We start from the raw sequence: 14,250 nt of genomic DNA, 5'->3' as shown, positions 1-14,250 counted from the left end.
AAACGGTCACCCGTCAACTGCATACCGTCACCCGAATCACCCGCGAAACGGATGACCACGCGGTCGACGCGTCGGACCGTGGACCGAGTCGTCATGTCAGTGGGCCGGCTCTTCGCGGACCAGCTCCGGCGTGTGTTTGTAGCCCAGGATCAGCACGTCGCGTACGGCCGCCTTCGTCGGGTCCTGCGGCAGGATCGGGCGCACCGCGTGCAGGATCTGTCCGTCGGACCAGAACATGGTGTCCATCCGCTCGGTGAGGGTGAACTCGGCGAGGAGCTCCTTCTCCAGGCTGTAGACCTGGGACTCGCCGCCCTGCGCGTTGAAGCGGCCCATGAGGTGGATCGCGCCGAAGTCGACCTCGTCGCGGTGCGGTCCCTCGGGGGTGGGCTCGCCCGTCTCGTCGGGGGTGCTGATGATGCGGAACTGGTGGCACTGGACGTCCCACGGGTCGTCGAGCCAGGCGTCCTCGGGGACCGGGAACTTCTCGAAGTCGGACCGCAGGAGCCGGGTCAGCAGCGGGTTGTCCAGGGTGGTGCGGCTCAGCGGGGCCACGTCGCGGTCGATGCCGCCCGCGTAGTCGTTGGCGTTCATCGACTGGAAGTAGGGGCGGTGCGGACGCAGCCGGACCTCGCCGGTGCGCGGTACGAAGAAGAACCGGTCGTAGCGGCGCTCGCGGAAGCGGGAGCCGCCCTTCAGGTACTGGTCCGTCTCCAGGTTCTCCCACTCGGCGGCCAATTCCTTGACGTGCTGCCGCAATTCGGCGTCGAGGACGAGCCGGTCGGCGGGCAGCAACGCATATCCCCTCGCCCGCAGTTCTTCCCGTGCCTTGGTCTGCATTGTGAACTCCTCCACACCGGCTTCGACCGCTCCTGCACGCCGAGGTTCCCACATCCGTGCTGACGCTGAACTGACAGAAGGGCCGGGTCAGGACGACGTCAGCCGGTCGTCACGGGCGTTGTGCTTCACTCGACCGGTATGACAGAACAATTAGTGTCCTCGCCCCGGTCGGAACGCCGGACGGTTCTGGAAGAAATCGTCGTGGCGGAATTCAAGACGGCGCTGCTCATGCCCGAGGACGAGGAGCTGCCCGTGGAGGACAGCTTCTTCGAGCTCGGTATGACCTCCCTGCTGCTGACGCAGGTCAAGCAGCGGCTGGAGGTGCAGCTGGGGCGGGGCATCAGCAGCACCGCCCTGTTCAACCAGCCCACCGTCGAGCGGCTCACCGACTACTTGGCCTCGGACGTGCTGGCCGACATCTTCGACGCCAACTGAGAGAAAGGCCGCCACCATGACGCGGGAATTCGAATCGGCCGGGGAAATCCAGGACATCAGGGAAAGGCTCGAAGCGGCCGAGGAGACGGTCGGCCGGCAGAACCGGGCACTCGGGCAGTTCCTCCTGGAGAAGCACGAGCCGATCGCGGTGGTCGGTGTCGGTATGCGGCTCCCCGGCGGCAACCATTCGATTTCCGATCTGGATTCCTTTCTGCGGGACGGGCGTTCCGGCATTGTTCCGCTGCCCCGGGACCGCTGGGTTCCGGAGGTGGCCGATGACGACATCACCGCGGCGGCGGGTGGCTTTCTCGACCGGATAGACGAGTTCGACGCGCAGTTCTTCAACATTCCGCCCAAGCAGGCGCCCTTCATCGATCCGGGCCAGCGGCTGCTGCTGGAGACGGTGTGGGAGGCCCTGGAGGACGCCGGGATCGATCCGGCCGGCCTGCGCCACGGTGACGGCGGCGTCTACGTGGGGGCGTCCCCGCTGGACTTCGCGCTGGAGCTGGAGGGGCTGTCGGACGAGCAGCTGGACGGGAGCCTGACGACGGGGCTCGGCGGCTACTCGATGTCGGGGCGGCTCTCGTACTTCCTGGGCTGGCGCGGCCCGAGCCTGACGACGGACACGGCGTGCGCGGCCTCGCTGACCGCGCTGCACCTGGCGGTCGAGGGGCTGCGGCGGCGCGAGTGCGGGATCGCGCTGTGCGCGGCCGTGAACGCGCTGCACAATCCGCGCTCGTTCGTGATCCTCTCGCACGGCCAGATGCTGGCTCCGGACGGGCACTGCAAGACCTTCGACGAGAGCGCGGACGGCTACGCGCGCGCCGAGGGCTGCGGGGCGCTGGTGCTCAAGCGGCTGTCGGACGCGCTGGTGGACGGTGACCGGATCCTGGCCCTCGTACGGGGGACGGCGATCGGGCAGGACGGCGAGAGCGCGGGGCTGAGCGCGCCCAACGGGACCGCGCAGGAGGCCGTGATGCGGGCGGCGCTGGCCAACGCGCGGCTGGAGCCGGGCGACATCCAGTACGTGGAGGCGCACGGGACGGGGACGCCGCTGGGCGACCCGATCGAGCTGGGCTCGGTGAACGGGGTGTTCGGCGCCTCGCACGACCGGGAGAACCCGCTGGTCATCGGCTCGCTGAAGGCCAACATCGGGCACATGGAGCCGGCCGCCGGGCTGGGCGGGGTGATCAAGGTGATCACCCAGATGCGGGCCGGGGCGTTCTTCCCGCACGTGTGGCGCAACCTGTCCGGGCGGATCCCGTGGGACACGTACCCGATCGAGGTGGCGCAGCGGGAGCGGCCGTGGACGGCGCCGGTGCGCCGGGCCACCGTGAACGGCTTCGGGGTCGCCGGGGCCATCGCGGTGGCGGTGCTGGAGGAGCCACCCGCCCCGGGGACGGGCGCGCGGGCCCTCGGTGAGGTGCCCGCGCGGGCCGGCGTACCGGCGGCTTCGGCGGCGGAGACCGAGGGGGAGGCGTACGGGGGGCAGGTGTTCACGCTGTCCGCGAAGTCCCGCCCGGCGCTGCGGCTCCAGGCCGAGCGGTACGCCCGCTTCCTCGCCGCGCACCCCGAGACCTCCCTCGCCGACCTGTGCCGCACCCGCGCCACGGACCGCTCGCACTTCCGCTTCCGCGCCGCCGCGGCCGTGGCCTCGACCGCCGAACTGGCGGGCCGGCTGGAGCGGTGGAGCGCCCCGCCGCGCGGGGAGGAGAAGCCCGACGCGTTCCGCAAGGTGGCGTTCCTGTTCACCGGGTCCGGTTCGCAGTACGTGGGCATGGGCCGGTCCCTGTACGGGCGCCATGCGGTCTTCACCCGCTGCGTGGACGAGTGCGACGCGCTGTTCGCGCCGCTGCTGGGCCGGTCGGTGGCGGCGGTGATGTTCGGCCGGGCGCCGGACGCCGAGGAGACCCTGGCCCGTACGTCCTTCACGCACGCGGCGCTGTTCACCCTGGAGTACGCGCTGGCCCGGCTGTGGCTGTCGTGGGGGGTCCGGCCGAGCGTGCTGATCGGGCACAGCGTCGGCGAGATCGTCGCCGCGACCGTCGCCGGACTGTTCTCCCTCGCCGACGGGGTGGCCTTCCTCGCCGCCCGCTCGCGGCTGATCGAGTCGGTGACGGCGCCCGGCTCGATGGCGGCGGTCGCGGCGCCCGCCGACGAGGTGCGCCCGCTGCTCACGGCGTGGCCGGATCTGGCGGTCGCGGCTGTCAACGCCCCCGAGCAGTGCGTGCTCTCGGGCGGGGCCGGCTCCCTGGCCGAGGCGGTCGGGGAGTTGCGGGGGCGGGGCTGGACGGTGACGCCGCTGCACGTGACGGCGGCGTTCCACTCGCCGCTGATGGCCGGGGTGGCCGAGCCGCTGGCCGAGGTGCTGCGGGGGATCACCTTCCGGGAGCCGCGGCTGCCGCTCGTGTCCAACCTGACGGGGCGGATCGCGGACCCGCGGGAGCTGGCGACGCCCGAGTACTGGGTGCGGCACGTGGGCGAGACGGTCGAGTTCGCGGCCGGGGTCCGGGCCATCGCCGAGCGCGGCCGGCACGTGTTCCTGGAGGTGGGCCCGTCGACGGCGCTGACCTCGCTGGCCCGGCAGTGCGTACCGCAGGAGCAGCACCGCTGGCTGAGCTGCCTGCGCCGCAAGGACCCCACGGGCGCCACCCTGGACGCCGCGCTCGCGGGCGCGTACACGGCGGGGCTGGGCATCGCCTGGGGCGAGGTGCACGCGGACGGGCCGGGGCGCCGGATCCCGCTGCCGACGTACGCCTTCGACCGGCGCGGCTACCGGCTGCCGGCGCGGCCGGCGGCGCGTGGCGGCTCCGCCGAGGGGCTGCATCCGCTGCTGGGCCGGGAGGGCGCGGCGGGCGGCGGGCGGCGGGAGTTCACGGCGCGGATCAGTGCGGGGGCGCCGGGGTACCTGGCCGACCACACGATCGGCGGGCAGGCGTTCCTGCCCGCGACGGCCTACCTCGAAGTGCTGCTCGCGGTGCAGGACGAGGTCCACGGGGACACCGGCCGGGCGGTGGAGGACGTCCGCTTCCACGAGGCGCTGTTCCTGTCGGACCGGCCGGTGCTGCTGGTGACCCGGGTACGGGCCGGGGCGGACGGGCGGCTGGCGGTGGAGATCTCCAGCCGGGCCGCCGCCGAGCACGCCGCCGACGGGGTGGAGCGGCTGCACGCCACCGCCTCGGTCGCGGCGGAGCCCGCTCCCGGAGGCGGTTCCCCGTCGCCGGAGGGGCAGGGTCTGCTGGGGCTGCTGGCCGCGTCGGCGGCGGTGCGGCCCTCGCGGGTGATGGACGCCGGGCAGGTACGGGCCGCGTACGCCGAGGCCGGTCTGGAGTACGGGCCGCAGTTCCTGCGGGCCCGGGCGGTGACCGCGTACGGGCCGAACTTCGCGGTGACGGAGCTGACGGGCGGGGACGTCTCGCGCGCCGAACTGCTGCCGCCGCCACTGCTGGACGGGGCCACGCACGCCCTGGCCGCGCTCGCCGACGACGGCCGCCGGTACGTGGCCACGAGCGTGGGCCGGCTGCGGGTCTTCAAGAAGCCGCGCGGCGAGGCGCTGCGCTCGGCGGTCCGGGTGGAGCGCGCCCCGGACGCCCCCGGGGCGGGCGGCGGGCCGGCGTTCACGCTGGACCTGGTGCTGCTGGAGGACGGGCCCGGAGGGTCCTTCCGGCCCGTGGCGGAGCTGTCCGGGATGGGCTTCACCCGGCTGCCGGACCGGCCGGTGGAGGCCTCCGACACGGTACGGGCGGCCGAGGCGGCGGCGGCCGCCGGTCCGCTGGACGTGGCGGCGCTGGCGGCGGCGGAGCCGGCGGAGCGGCAGGCGGCGCTGGTGTCGCTGGTCCGGGCCACGGTCGCGGCGCTGCTCGCGATCGAGGACCCGGAGTACGTGGACACCCGGGCGAGCTTCCTGGAGCTCGGGGTGGACTCGCTGACGGCGATCGTGCTCAAGACGCAGCTGGAGACGCGGTTGCGCGTGCCGCTGGTGTCGTCGGCGGTGTTCGACCACCCGTCGGTGGACGAACTGGCCGAGATGCTCGCCACCCGCCTCACGCCGGAACCGGCGGGGGCCCCGCGCTGAGCCCCTCCCGGGGCACCGGGGGCACCCGGACTCCGCCGCGGCGGCCGGGAGGGCCGGGAGGGGTCGGGAGGCCGGAGGGGGCCGGACGACCCGGACGACGCGCACGGCCACGACGAGTCGGACGGGCCGGGACGGGCCGGACGGGCCGGGACGGGCCGGATGGGCCGGGACGGGCCGGACGGGCCGGGACGGGCCGGACAGCACGCACGACCCAGACGGCCAGGACGGCCCGCACGGCCCAAACGACGCACACGACGCACACGACGCACACGACGCACACGACCGGAGGCTGCACAGCTCGCACGACCGGAAACGACGCGGACGGTCCGCACAACCCGAACGACTGGCACGGCCCGGACGGCCCGGCGGCCGGGACGACCTGCACGACCCGCAGGACCCGGATGACCCGCGGCTGGCACGGCCCGAAGGGCCCGGACGGCCCGCACTGCTGGCACGACCCGGACGGCCCGCAGGACCCGCACGGCTCGCACGACCCGAACGACCTGCACGGCTCGCACGACCTGCACGGCTCGCACGACCTGCACGACCCGCACCACCCGCACCACCCGCACGGCCCGAACGACCCGCACCACCCGCACGGCCCGAACGACCCGCACGGCCTGAACGACCCACCCGCACCACTCGCACGGCTCACCCGAGCAGGACGCCCCGGGCGGCGCGCGTGGTTCGGGCGGGCGGGGTGGTTCGCGGGGATCACACACACGGCACAGACGACACGGGGGAACCCATGGGCAAGGACCGTATGGAGGACCGGACTCTCGCCGCTCGGGCGGCGGCGCATGCGCGGAGTCGGCCCGGGCAGGCGGCGGTGATCTGTGAGGACCGGGTGCTGACGTACGCGCAGCTGCACCGGGAGAGCAACCGGACGGCGCACGCGCTGCTGGCGGCCGGGCTGGGCGTGGGGGCCCGGGTGGGTTACCTGGGCCGGGAGTCGGAGTACTACTTCGACCTCGCGCTCGGCTGCGCCAAGGCCGGGGCCGTGCTGGTGCCCGTCAACTCGCGGCTCACGGTCGGCGAGGTCGAGCACATCCTGCGCGATTCCCAGGCCGAACTCCTCTTCGTGGAGCGGCAGTTCCGCCCGCTGGTGGACAAGCTGCGGCCGGTGCTGCCGCGGCTGGCCCGGGTCGTGGAGATGGACTCGGACGCGCACCTGGCGGCCGGTTTCCTCAGCTGGAAGGGCGACGCCGTGGACACCGAGCCGCCCACCGCCGGGGCCTCGGGCTTCGACGACCCGGTGGCGCAGCTGTACACGAGCGGGACGACCGGCCTGCCGAAGGGGGTGGTGCTGGCGCAGCGGACGTTCTTCACCTTCATCGCGGACAGCCGGGCCGCCGGGGTGGACTGGATCGACTGGCGGCCCGAGGACCGGGGGCTGAGCTGCTTCCCGGCCCTGCACACCTCCGGCTTCGGCTGGTTCATGCACTCCTTCAACGCCGGCGCCACCACGGTGATCATGCGTCAGTTCCTCCCGGACGAGGCGACGCGGCTGATCGAGCGGCACGGGATCACCACGCTGTGGGCCGCGCCCGCGATGCTCCGGATGATGCTGAACGAGCGGGGCACCGGCCGCGAGACGTTCGCCTCGCTGCGCAAGGTGGTCTACAGCGGCTCCCCCATCGACCGCGAGCTGCTCCTGACCTGCATCGACGTACTGGGCTGCGAGCTGGCGCAGGGGTACTCCTCCGCCGAGGCGGGCAGTTTCGTCACCTGTCTGGCGCCCTCGGACCACACCCCGGGGTCGGCCGTGCTCGCCTCGGCGGGCCGGGCGCTGCCGGGCAACGAGGTGCGGATCCTGGACGGGGAGGGGCGGGAGCTGCCGGCGGGCGAGGTGGGCCGGGTCGTCATCAAGAGCCCGGCCCGTTTCCTGGGCTACTGGCAGCTGCCGGAGGCGACGGCCGCGGCCCTGACGGGCGGCCCGGAGGGCGCCGACGGACAGTGGCTGGCCATGGGCGACATGGGCCACCTCGACGCCGACGGCTACCTGTTCCTCGCGGACCGCGTCAACGACACGATCATCGTCGCCGGCCAGAACATCTACCCCACGGAGGTCGAGAACGCGCTGCGCGCCCACCCGGCCGTCGCGGAGGTCTCCGTGTACGGGGTCCCGCACCCCGACTGGGGCGAGGCCGTACGGGCCGCGGTGGTGCTGCGGGCGGGCGCCGAGGCCGTCCCCCGGGACTTCCTGCGGTTCCTGAACGGGCGGCTGGCCGGCTTCAAGATCCCCACCGGCTACGACATCGTGACCGCGCTGCCGCGCAACCCCACCGGGAAGGTGCTGCGCCGGGTGCTGCGGGAGCGCCACACGGCCGCACCCGCGCCCGCGGCGGCCGCCGCCACGGCGCCGGCCGCCGCGTAGCCCACCGTGGAGGCGATGGACGCCCCGGCGGCCCGGCCGGCTCCGCCCGCCGGGGCCCCGGGCCCGCTGCCCGAGGTGCAGGGCGCCGCGCGCTGGCTGCACCCGGCCGACGCCGAACCGGACGCCGGGACGCGGCTGTTCCTGCTGCACCACAGCGGGGGCGGCGCCTCGATGTACCGACAGTGGCCGGGGTGGCTGCCCGCCTCGGTGGCCGTGCAGGCCGTACAGCTGCCCGGACGTCAGGAGCGGCGGCGCGAGGCCCCGTACACCCGGCTGGGCCCGCTGGTGGAGGCGCTCGCGCGGGTGGTCTCGGACGACCTCGACGGGCGCGCCTACGCGGTGTTCGGGCACTCGATGGGGGCGCTGCTGGGCTACCGGCTGGCCGTGGAGCTGGAGCGCCGGGGCCTGCCCGGCCCGGCGCTGCTCGCCGTGTCGGGGTGGGCGCCGCGGGGCTTCTCGGCGCCCGCCGCGCTGTCCGCGGACCCGCTGGAGGCGCTGCGGCTGCTGGGCGGGCTGCCGCCCGAGGTGGCGGCGGATCCGGAGCTGCTGGCGGCGGCGGTGCGGGCGATGGGCGCGGACGGCGCGGTGTGCGCCGGCCATCAGGACGACGGGGCGGCCGTGGGCTGTCCCGTCGTCGCGTACTCCGGGCGCGCGGATCCCCTCCTCGCGCCCGAGGCCATGCGGTCGTGGGCCGGGCGGACTCCGGAGTTCCTGGGGTGCCGGACCTTCCCCGGGGACCACTTCTACCTGCGCTCCCACGCCCGCGCCATCACGGCCGACCTGGCCCAGCTGCTGCCGCGGTACGCCGCGGCGGACGGCTGAGCGGGCGGCGTCCCCGCAGAACCGGAGGTTCACCCCATGCTGCCCCGACCGAACGAACTCCTGGCGCGTTACGTCGCGTTGTGGAACGAGACCGACGCGCAGCGCCGGCGCGAGCTGGTGCACGCGCTGTACGCGCCGGACTGCACGTACGTCTTCTACCGCAAGGACCCGATCCGCGGGCACGCGGCGCTCCTGGACCAGCTGGCCTACACGCACGAGGTGTACGGCCCGATGGGCTACGAGTTCCGCTCCTCGCACAACGCGACCGGCCACCACGACGTGGTCCGGTTCAACTGGGTGATGGTGTCGGCGGCCACGGGCGAGATGGAGATGTCCGGCCAGGACATCGTCGTGCTCGCCGAGGACGGGCGAATTCAGGCCGACTACCAGTTCCACGACCGGATGCCCTCGTCGTTCGTCTACAACGACGGGTACGAGGAGCACGGCGTGGCGGTACGGGCCGCCCAGCCCCGGCGCACCGGTGTCCCGGCCCCCTGACGGGAGCCCGGTCCGCGCGCGGACCGGCCCCCCGGCACCGAGGTGCCGGGGGGCCGGTCCGCGTCCGGGGGCGGGGTCAGAGCGCGGCGCCCGCCAGGGCGTTCGGGCAGTACTGGCGCAGGACGAGTTCGGCGGTGGCCATGGCCATGCGGGCGGGGCCGCCCGTGCCGAGCACCTCGCCGTTGGCCAGCAGGCCGCCGATGACGAGCATCAGCGTGTCGGCCAGGGCGTCGGGGTCCTCGGCGCCGGCCTGGGAGCCCATGTCGCGCAGCCAGTTGCGCAGGCCCTTGAGGTGCAGGGTCGCCTCCTGGCGGCCCGGGTGGGCCGGGTCGCGGAACTCGCTGGAGGTGTTGTAGTAGATGCAGCCGTGGAAGTCCGGTTCCTGGACGCTGGCGTGGAAGAACTCCATCAGCGCCATGATCTTCCGGGCCGGGTCGCCGTCGTAGGGCGCCGTCACCTCCTCGGCCCGCTCCCACCACTGCGCGTCGCTCTCGCGGAGCCAGGCGGCGATGAGCTCGTCCTTGCTGGCGAACTCGCGGTAGAGCAGGCTCTTGCCCACGCCGGTCGCGTCGATCACCTGCTGCATGCCGACGGCCCGGACCCCCTGCTCACCGAAGAGTTTGGCCGAGGCCTCCAGAATCCGCCGCCTCGTACCTGGTGCCGGTGTACGCGCCATGTCTGAACTCCTTCCCCTCTCCCCCGCGGATCCCAGCATACGTTTGACACAGGGGTTTGTGAGCGCTAGAAATGGACCGATCAGTCCAGGACTGATCGGTCCGTCATTCTCATCGTTGCGGTCCACTGCTTCCGACGACACTCCGATCGGAGTCTGATCATGACCGAGGCCTCCCCGACCTCTCCCCCCATCGCCCGGGCGGTACCTCCCGCCCCCGTGGTCAAGAGCCTTCCCCTGCTGCTCCTGGTCGTGTGCGCGGTGCAGTTCCTCGACGCGATGGACATCGCGAGCATGGGTCCGGCCCTCCCCCTGGTCCAGGCGGACCTGGGAATGACGACCTCCGCCCTCCAGTGGGTGGTGTCGGCGTACGCGCTGGGCTTCGGCGGGTTCCTGCTGCTGGGCGGCCGGCTGGCCGACCTGTACAACCGCAAGAAGCTGCTGATCGGCTGGCTGGCCGTCTTCGTGGTGGCCAGTGTCCTCGGCGGTTTCGCCGACAACGGCGTGGTCCTGGTCGTGGCCCGTCTCCTCAAGGGCGTCAGTGCCGGCATCACCGCACCCGCCGCCATGGCGATCCTGCTCGACGCCTTCCGTGACGAGCAGTCGCGCAACCGCGCGCTCGGCACCTTCCTGGCCGTGGCATCGGCCGGTTACTCCCTCGGTCTGATCCTCGGCGGCCTGATGGCCGGCGTCTCCTGGCGCCTGGTGCTCTTCGCCCCCGCCGTCGCCGGTGTCATCGTCGCGGTGCTCGCCGCCTCCGTGGTACCCGCACAGCAGGAGAAGGGCAAGAGCGGCAGCCTGGACATCCTCGGAGCCGTCACCGTCACGGCCGGCGCGGTGGCCCTGGTCTACGGGCTCAGCCGGGCCGCCAGTGACGGCTGGTCCGACGCGCAGACCATCGGCTCGCTCATCGCCGCCGCCGTCCTCTTCCCGCTGTTCGCGCTGATCGAGAGCCGCCACCCGGCGCCGCTCGTCCCGCTCTCCGTCTTCCGCAAGGGCCAGCTGACCCGCGCCCTGGTCGCCATGCTCTTCTTCGGCGCCTACGTCTCCTTCCAGTTCGTGCTGACCCTCTACTACCAGGAGCAGCTGGGCTGGTCCCCGCTGGAGGCCGGCCTCGCCTTCCTGCTCGGCGGCGTGCTGACGGCGGGCACCGCCCGTTACGGCGCCGCGCTGGTCACCAAGTACGGTGCCTGGCCGGTCGCGACCGGCGGCCTGGTGATGCTGAGCATCGGCTACCTCGGCTGGGTCCTGCTGATGGGCGAGGTCGACCCGCTGGTCACCCTCTTCGCCCAGCAGCTCCTCGGCGGCCTCGGCTTCGCCGCGGTCTACCCGGCCCTCAACATCGCGGCCGTCGGCACCGCCGAGCCCAGCGAACAGGGCCTGGTCTCCGGCCTGTTCAACGCCGGCGCGCAGATCGGCAACGGCGTGGTCATCGCGCTCACCGCCACCGTCTTCTCGCTCTCCACCGGCGGGATCGCCCCCTACCGGGCCGGTCTGTGGACCGTCACGATCATCACCCTCGCCGTCACCCTCGTGGCCCTGGCGGGCGCCGCCCGCTACCGCCAGAAGGCCGCGGTCTGACCGGAGGGCGCGGCCGCCGAGGCGGCCGCGCCCTCCCCTCGATCGGCCGTGCAACACGTCTGGCGCACCCATTGGATCCCCCGCATCCGGCGCCGGACGTGTTGCACGGCCTTGTCGCGTCCGGGCCCGGGCGGGGTCCGGAGGGGCCGGGCTTCATTGACACGCTCCTACCTGACCAAGTACGGTCGGGACCGATCGGTCCACTAGGAATTCAGTTGTACTTGCGTACCGCTTCCGGCACCGAATCGATCACCCGGCGCCAGTGCACACGACACCGTTCTCTTTCCATCTCGCGGGGAGATGTTTGTGTTGCTGTTCTCAGTCCTAGGCTCCATAGAAATAATGAAACAGCGCGTCGCCGTACGCCTCGGCGGCGCCATGCAGCAGACGCTCCTGGCGACGCTGCTCGCGGCCGGCGGATCGCTCGTCACGGTCGACTCCCTCATCCTCGAACTGTGGGGCACCACTCCCCCCAACAAGGTCGAGAACGCCCTCCAGGCGCAGGTCAGCCGGGTGCGCCGGACCCTCGCCGCGGTCGAACCGGACCGGGAGGGATCGCGGGTGGTCACGAGCACCTCCGGCTACATGTTCCTCTTCGACCGGTGGGAACTCGACGCCTATCTTTTTCTCGACACCGTGGACGCGATCCACGCGAGAACGGGCACCGACACCCTCTCGGAACACCGCCAGAACATCACCGACCTCCGCGCCGGACTCTCCCGCTGGCGGGGCCCGGTATTCGGCGGACTGGCCGGCGGCCCGATCTGCCGCACCGCCTCCACCAGATATATGGAGGCGAGAAATTCGGCGCTCATTCTGCTTTACGATCTAGAACTGCGCACCGGCGGCCACGAACGCATCCTCCCGGAGCTGACCGAGCTGTACTCGCGCAACCCGAACCACGAGCAGTTCTGCATGCTGCTCATGCGGGCGCTGTACCGCTGCGGCCGTCAGCTCGACGCCCTGACGGTCTACCGCCAGTGCCGCCACAACATGATCGAGTCGCAGGGCATCGAGCCCTCCCCCGTACTGAGCCAGTACGAGCGGGCGATCCTCACCCACGACCCGATGCTGCTCCAGAACGAGCCGTACTGGCCGGTCCCGGCGCTCGTCGCGGGCTAGGGCAGAGCCCCCCGCGATGAACGGCTCCCTGCTCCTGGTCGCGCACGGCAGCCGCGATCCGCGGCACGCCGAGACGGTGCGCGCCCTCACCCGCCGGATCCGGTCGACGAGGCCCGGACTGCGCGTGGGCACGGCCTTCCTCGACTTCGACGCCCCCTCCGTACCGCAGGAGCTGGCGCGCACCGCCCGCGACGGGGTGCGCGGCGTGGTGGTACAGCCGCTGCTGCTGACCCGCGCCTTCCACGCGAAGACGGACCTGCCCGGCGTCCTGCGCCAGGCACCGCCCGGTCTCGCCGTGCTCCGGGCCCCGGTCCTCGGGCCCGACCCGCTGCTCCTCGCGGCGCTGGAGCGCCGGCTGTACGGGGCCGGGCTCGACCCGGGCGACCGGGCCGGCACCGGCGTGGTCCTGGCGGCCGCCGGCAGCGGCGACCCGGAGGCGGCCGAGACGCTCGCCGAGACGGCCCGGCGGTGGCAGCACGCCGCCGGCTGGTACGCCGTACGGCCCGCCGCCGCCTCCCTGGGGCCCCGTACCGAGGACGTCGTACGGGCGCTGCGCGCCGAGGGGGCCCGTCGGGTGGCGGTCGCCCCGTACGTCCTGGCGCCGGGCCGGCTGCCCGACCGGATCGCGGCGGGCGCCCGCGCGGCCGGGGCGGACGTGCTGGCCCCGGTCCTCGGCGCCGCGCCGGAACTGGTCCGGCTCGTCCTGCGCCGCTACGACCGGGCCGCCCGCGCCCCGGCCCCGACGGGCTGACGGCTCCCTCACGGGCGCAGGCCCCGGCGGCGCAGCATCCGCCGCTCCAGCGGGCCGAAGACCAGCAGGTCGACGGCGACGCCGACCAGCAGGATCAGCACGATGGCGAGGAAGATCCGCGCCATGTCGGAGGTCTCGCGCCCCGATTCCAGCAACTGGCCGAGGCCGAGGCCCAGGTCGGGGGAGCTGGCGATGATCTCGGCGGCCATCAGGGAGCGCCAGGAGAACGCCCAGCCCTGCTTGAGGCCGGCCAGGTAGCCGGGGAGGGCGGCGGGCATGATCACGTGGCGGGCGCCGCGCAAGCCGGTGGCGCCGAGCGACCGGCCGGCCCGCAGGAACAGCGGCGGGACCTGGTCGATGCCGGAGACGAGGCCGCCCGCGATGGAGGGGGTGGCGCCGAGCAGGATGACCGCGTACATCATCGAGTTGTCCAGGCCCAGCCAGAGGACCGCCGGGGGCACCCAGGCGACCGAGGGCAGGGACTGCAGGCCCTGGAGGACCGGCCCGATCGCGGCGCGGACGAACTTCACGCGGGCGACGAGCAGGCCGAGCGGGGTGCCGATGGCCAGGGCCAGCAGGAAGCCCGACAGGCCGCGCCAGACGCTGGTCCAGAGCACGTCGAGGAGGGTGCCCTTGAACCACAGGTCGCTCAGGCTCCGCCACACCGCGGACGGCGGCGGCAGCATGTGGTCGTCGGTGACGCGGGCCCAGACGAGCGCCTGCCACACCGCCAGCACCAGGGCGACGGCCACGGCGGGCGGCAGGGCCTTGCCGAGCAGCACCCGGCGCAGCGGGGTGCGCGCGCCGTCGTGGGTGTCGAGCGCGTCGAGCCCGGCCAGCTCGTGGGAGGCGGTGCGCGCCTCCCGGGGCCGGAGGTCAGTGCTGGCCATGGCGGCGGATCTCCCCACGCAGGTGTTCGGTGATCTCCAGGGACAGGTCGGCGACGTCGGCGTCCTCGATGCGGCGCGGCTGCGGGATGTCCACGGTCCACTGCCGGGCGACCCGGCCGGGGCGGGAGGAGAGCAGGACGACGCGCTGGGCGAGGCGGACGGCCTCGCGGACGTTGTGGGTGACGAAGA

The 14,250-nt window shown here is 73.5% G+C and carries 11 protein-coding genes and 1 pseudogene; 8 read left to right on the top strand and 4 right to left on the bottom strand.

Annotated elements, in window-relative coordinates; genetic code table 11:
- Window positions 1-96 precede the first annotated feature (96 nt).
- The gene (locus ACZ6ZT_RS34700; protein WP_469724421.1) at window positions 97-837 is read right to left on the bottom strand and encodes a 2OG-Fe dioxygenase family protein; all 741 of its coding nucleotides are present in this window, start codon (window positions 835-837) and stop codon (window positions 97-99) included.
- A gap of 201 nt (window positions 838-1,038) precedes the next feature.
- Here ACZ6ZT_RS34700 and ACZ6ZT_RS34695 point away from each other — a divergent pair, with 201 nt between their 5' ends.
- From ACZ6ZT_RS34695 to ACZ6ZT_RS34675, 5 genes are all read left to right on the top strand, one after another.
- Window positions 1,039-1,272 (top strand): acyl carrier protein, encoded by a 234-nt coding sequence (locus ACZ6ZT_RS34695; protein ID WP_469724419.1) that lies wholly within the window; start codon window positions 1,039-1,041, stop codon window positions 1,270-1,272.
- A gap of 16 nt (window positions 1,273-1,288) precedes the next feature.
- Window positions 1,289-5,347, top strand: coding sequence for a type I polyketide synthase (locus ACZ6ZT_RS34690; RefSeq protein ID WP_469724418.1), 4,059 nt, complete (start codon window positions 1,289-1,291; stop codon window positions 5,345-5,347).
- 748 nt (window positions 5,348-6,095) lie between these two features.
- On the top strand, window positions 6,096-7,724 hold the full coding sequence (locus ACZ6ZT_RS34685) for a long-chain-fatty-acid--CoA ligase (RefSeq protein ID WP_469724416.1): 1,629 nt from the start codon (window positions 6,096-6,098) through the stop codon (window positions 7,722-7,724).
- A 15-nt stretch (window positions 7,725-7,739) separates the two neighbouring features.
- Window positions 7,740-8,546, top strand: coding sequence for a thioesterase II family protein (locus tag ACZ6ZT_RS34680; RefSeq protein WP_469724415.1), 807 nt, complete (start codon window positions 7,740-7,742; stop codon window positions 8,544-8,546).
- Between the two features lie 36 nt (window positions 8,547-8,582).
- Window positions 8,583-9,044 (top strand): nuclear transport factor 2 family protein, encoded by a 462-nt coding sequence (locus tag ACZ6ZT_RS34675; protein ID WP_469724413.1) that lies wholly within the window; start codon window positions 8,583-8,585, stop codon window positions 9,042-9,044.
- A gap of 76 nt (window positions 9,045-9,120) precedes the next feature.
- Here ACZ6ZT_RS34675 and ACZ6ZT_RS34670 read toward each other — a convergent pair whose 3' ends face one another.
- The gene (locus ACZ6ZT_RS34670) at window positions 9,121-9,720 is read right to left on the bottom strand and encodes a TetR/AcrR family transcriptional regulator (RefSeq protein WP_469724412.1); all 600 of its coding nucleotides are present in this window, start codon (window positions 9,718-9,720) and stop codon (window positions 9,121-9,123) included.
- Window positions 9,721-9,879: 159 nt separating this feature from the next.
- Between ACZ6ZT_RS34670 and ACZ6ZT_RS34665 the strand changes: the two genes are divergently transcribed.
- From ACZ6ZT_RS34665 to ACZ6ZT_RS34655, 3 genes are all read left to right on the top strand, one after another.
- A complete protein-coding gene (locus ACZ6ZT_RS34665) occupies window positions 9,880-11,298 on the top strand; it encodes an MFS transporter (protein WP_469724411.1) in 1,419 nt (472 codons plus the stop codon).
- Window positions 11,299-11,640: 342 nt separating this feature from the next.
- On the top strand, window positions 11,641-12,420 hold the full coding sequence (locus tag ACZ6ZT_RS34660; protein WP_469724410.1) for an AfsR/SARP family transcriptional regulator: 780 nt from the start codon (window positions 11,641-11,643) through the stop codon (window positions 12,418-12,420).
- Between the two features lie 16 nt (window positions 12,421-12,436).
- Window positions 12,437-13,171, top strand: coding sequence for a sirohydrochlorin chelatase (locus ACZ6ZT_RS34655; protein WP_469724409.1), 735 nt, complete (start codon window positions 12,437-12,439; stop codon window positions 13,169-13,171).
- 8 nt (window positions 13,172-13,179) lie between these two features.
- Here the strand turns inward: ACZ6ZT_RS34655 and ACZ6ZT_RS34650 are convergent, their stop codons facing one another.
- Window positions 13,180-14,061, bottom strand: a complete 882-nt coding sequence (locus ACZ6ZT_RS34650; RefSeq protein WP_469724408.1) for an ABC transporter permease — start codon at window positions 14,059-14,061, stop codon at window positions 13,180-13,182.
- A pseudogene (locus ACZ6ZT_RS34645) lies at window positions 14,048-14,250 on the bottom strand (ABC transporter ATP-binding protein); the annotation flags it as partial. The pseudogene ACZ6ZT_RS34645 and the gene ACZ6ZT_RS34650, both read right to left, overlap by 14 nt.

It is taken from the genome of Streptomyces sp. NPDC102258 (genome assembly GCF_055584685.1).
The sequence above is the reverse complement of the archived record's forward strand: the minus strand, read 5'-3'. Positions and strand labels throughout refer to the sequence as shown.